The following is a 3,981-nucleotide window of genomic DNA, read 5'->3' as shown; positions in this document are numbered from 1 at the left end:
CGGATGACCGACCGCACCATGGCACCTGCGGCGGATGCCGACATTACCCCTTTTGTGATGAGCTTGCCGGAGGCGGCCCGGCCCTGGGCCGCCGACGGCCGGCCTGAGTGGCTAGCGTGCTCGACGTTTCCGATCCGGAGGCGAGGTGTCGACGCGGCCGCGGGCGAATGCGTCGACGCGGTCCCAGCGGCCGGGGATGTCGAGCAGTTCGAGATGACCAATGCGCCTGGGCAGGGCGGGGTCGACCAGGAGGTGCTCTCCGACCGGCTCCAGGCCCAGCATCGTGGCCAGCAGCAGCAGGGGCGCGCCGGTGGACCAGGCTTGGGGGCTGCAGGCGGTCGGGTACTGGACCGGGTACTTGGTCATGGAGCGTGGATAGCCGCCGAATGCTTCGGGGAGCCGACCGTCGAAGAACTCCGCGGCCTCCAGGATGCCCGCGGCGACCCGCGCCGCTTCGGCCTTGAAGCCATAGCGGCGCAGCCCCCAGGCGATGAAGGAGTTGTCGAAGGGCCAGATCGTGCCGACGTGGTAGCCGATCGGGTTGTAGCGGCCTTCGCCCACCGCCAGGGTGCGCACTCCCCAACCGGAGAACAGCCGCTCGCTCATGAGCTGCCGCACGACGGCCTTGGCCTTGGACTTGTCGACGATGCCACTCCAGAGCAGATGACCGTTGTTCGAGGTGAGCGAGTCGACCTGGCGGCCATCGGCATCCAGGGCGATGGCGAAGTACTCGCCGTCCTCGACCCAGAAGTCGCGGTTGAACCGCCGCTTGAGGGTGGCGGCTTGGCCCTCGAGGGTGTCGGCGAAGGCGGGATCCCGCCACACCAGGCGGGCCAGGCGGGCGCCGCGCACCTTGGCGTCATAGGCGTACCCCTGAAGCTCGCAGGTGGCCCGCGGGAAGCCCGGCAGCGTGCCGTCGCGGTAGGAGATCGAGTCCCAGGAGTCCTTCCAGCACTGGTTCTCAAGTCCGGTCTCCTGGTTGCGCCGCTCGTAGGCGACGTAGCCGTTCCCCTGGAGGTCGGCGTACTCATCGATCCAGTTCAGCGCCGCGCGGGCCTCGAACTCCAACTCCCGCACCAGCCGCGTGTCACCGGTCCAGCGCTCGTACTCGTCCAGCAGCACGACAAACAGCGGCGTCGCGTCGGCGCTGCCGTAGTAGGGCGAATGAGGTCGTTCCTCGAAGGCGGTCATCTCGCCGTAGCGCATCTCGTGGAGGATCCGGCCAGGGTCCTCGTCGCGGAAGTCGTCGATGCGGGTGCCTTGCCGCAGCCCGAGCTCGCGCAGGGTCGTCGCCGCGAGCTCGGGGGCGAACGGCAGCGCCTGGAGGCTGGTGAGGATGCTGTCGCGCCCGAACATGGTCATGAACCAGGGCAGCCCGGCCGCCGGCAGGCTGTGGCGTCCGGCGCTGATCGGCGAGAACCGCAACGCGGCCAGATCGACCAGGCTGCGGCGATAGGTTGTCTTCAGCGGCTCCCAGTCACACTCCAGCTGGGGGGCCTCATCGAGCCAGCGCGCCAGGTTGTGCGCCATGTTCCTCGCTGGCCGTCGCGCCTGCCAGGCCAGGGTCGGTCCCTCGTCCCCGCCGTCACCCGCCCCGAGAACCGCGGTGACGACGTCAAGGTGGGTCTTCCAGCTCCCGTGCGGTCCCAGCTTGAGCTCGAAGGTCAGCCCATGCTCATCAACAGCGCACGGCTGTGAGGAGGAGATCACGGTCGACCGCGCGAACGTGTCGCGCTGGTAGGCGAGCACGAGCCTGCCGTCCTCAAGACCCCTGGAGTAGGAGCCCTTCTTCTTGAGTGCGTCCTTGACCTCGAAGAGGTCGGCGAAGTCGCAGTCGGCTTCCAGCCGAACGACGAGCTCCGCGGGCTTATCGTCATGGTTGAGGATGGTCAGCTCCTCGTGGAAGCCGTTCCCCACCGAGCGTTGGCGGATCACCGACAGCTTGGCATCCACATAGACCGTCCCGGTGCCGGGCACGAGGAAGAAGCGCGTCTCGAAATACTGCAGGTCATCGACTGACAGCGGCGTGAGCCGGTCGCCATTGACCGTCAGCACCCAGGTCGACAAGAACCGCGTGTCGAACGAGAACAGCCCGGTCGGGTCGGTCCGGGAGGCCTCGATGTCGCCGCGTTCGTCACTCACCACGAACGTGTTGCCCTCCAGGATCTTCACCTGCTTCTGGGTCATCGCGAGCCCTCCGCGCCGCTCATGGCCTGCCGGTCGCGCGGTGGGCCTGGAAAGATCCGCTGGACCGCGAACAGCAGCTCGACATCCCCGCTACACACCAGCGCGCCACGCAACACCGCGGCCATCGCATTGTCCTCGCCGCGGCACAGCCGTTCGAACAGCGCCCGGTCGGCCTGGATCGTGCAGTCGGCCGGGCCCCCTTTGTGCCACACCGTCGTGTGGCCCTTCGCTACGACAAGCAGCCATTGATCGGCACGACCGTCTTCCACCAGGTCAAAGCGGACCCTGCCCGTGACCTTGGCCAAAAGCGGCTCGTACTCGCGCCGATCAAGCTCCTCAAGGAACTCCTCGATGCCGTCGACGGCCTCCATCTCCTGCCTCCTGTCTCGGCATGAGCGGTCTGCGCCCACGGCCATCGTCTAGCGAGACGATGCGGCCGTCCTCACCCGATGCAGGGGAGATCTGGCGCCAACTGGCCCGAGCAGGGTCAGCAAGGCCGCGCCTGGCAGTCCAGACAGTGTCCTCGCTCACCGCCGCCGAGCTGATCGTGCTCCAGCGGGAGACCGGACAGACCCTTGCCGCCGGCCAGACCGTCAGCCGCGCCCTGCCTGCGACGGAACCGGCTGCGATCAGATGCGTGCTGTCTCGTTGCCTGTCCAGGTCAGCGGCTTAGGATGGAAGTAGCTGGCCTGCCCCGTAGCATAGTCCCGCGGAACGGCGTAGATCGGGGTGGCGATGCGGATCGAGCAGTCCAGTCGTCAGGGCTGTGTGGTGCTGTCCCTGGCCGGCCGGCTCGACCTGGCCGCTTCCCCCCGGCTCCAGCGAGCCATCCTCAAGCACCTCGCGGAGCAGCCACCGGCGATCATCTGCGACCTTAGCCAGGTCGAGGAGATCGACCCACTGTGCGCTGAGGGGTTTGTCTCCATCCGCCATCCCGCGCTGAGTTGGCCCGGCACAGCCCTGATCCTGTGCGGTGCCCATCCGGCGGTTGCCGAGATCCTCCTTGAGCAGGGGGTGACCTCCCGGCTGGGGACGTACCCCAGCCTCGACGACGCCCTGGCCAAGGTCGGCGTCCGACCGCCATGGCTGCAGGAGCAGGTGACGCTGGGACCGGTACCGACCGCAGCCGCCGCCGGCCGGGCCTTCGTGCGCGAGGTGTGTGGCCGCTGGGGGCTCCAGCGGCTGGCCGACCCGGCGGCGCTGCTGGCCAGCGAGCTGGTCACACTAGCCGGGACCCACGCCCGCACCGCCATGGAGCTGCGGGTGGAGCTGTCCGGCTCTCAGCTGCAGGTTGCGGTACACGACGAGGACCCCAACCTGTTGGGGTTGCTGGTCGCCAGGGAGGAGACCGACCGCCGGCTGAGCCTGCTGATTGTGGACCAGATGGCCACCTCTTGGGGGGTACGCCAGGACGAGGCTGGCGGCAGGACCGCCTGGTGCACGCTGGAGCTGCCGCCACGGCAAGCCGCCACGGTCGGCTCCGGCCGGCAGCTGCCGGCAAGGACCACCGCGACGTCCATGGCCCAGTCCAGAGAGGACGCCGACCGCGGCGCTTCGCCGGCAATGGGCATGCCAGGTTCAGCCCTTGTGGCGTCCAAGCTGGCAGCGCCGGCCGCTCGGGCCGGGCTGCTCTCGCGTGCCAGTCTCCAGTCGCTGCTGAGGGGCGGCCTGCAGGGCAAGCTCTGTCTGGTGGACGCGCCGGCCGGGTTCGGCAAGACGACCCTGCTCGCCCAGTGGCAGGCTGTAGCCGGTGGGGGCCGGGTGGCCTGGGTCTCGTTGGACGTGGGCGACAAC

3 protein-coding genes are annotated in these 3,981 nt (G+C 68.8%); 1 reads left to right on the top strand and 2 read right to left on the bottom strand.

Annotated features, from left to right (window positions below; all coding sequences use genetic code 11):
- Positions 1-111 precede the first annotated feature (111 nt).
- The gene (locus tag VF468_09855) at positions 112-2,187 is read right to left on the bottom strand and encodes a glycogen debranching N-terminal domain-containing protein (GenBank protein ID HEX5878612.1); all 2,076 of its coding nucleotides are present in this window, start codon (positions 2,185-2,187) and stop codon (positions 112-114) included.
- Entirely contained in the window at positions 2,184-2,558 is a 375-nt protein-coding gene (locus VF468_09850) for an SCP2 sterol-binding domain-containing protein (GenBank protein ID HEX5878611.1), read from the bottom strand. The genes VF468_09855 and VF468_09850 overlap by 4 nt, the downstream gene beginning before the upstream one ends.
- Positions 2,559-2,922: 364 nt before the next feature.
- Here VF468_09850 and VF468_09845 point away from each other — a divergent pair.
- The coding region (locus VF468_09845) for an STAS domain-containing protein (protein HEX5878610.1) at positions 2,923-3,981 on the top strand (1,059 nt) is incomplete at its 3' end.

It is taken from the genome of Actinomycetota bacterium (assembly GCA_036280995.1).
Classification (GTDB): Bacteria; Actinomycetota; CALGFH01; order CALGFH01; family CALGFH01; genus CALGFH01.
The sequence above is the reverse complement of the archived record's forward strand: the minus strand, read 5'-3'. Positions and strand labels throughout refer to the sequence as shown.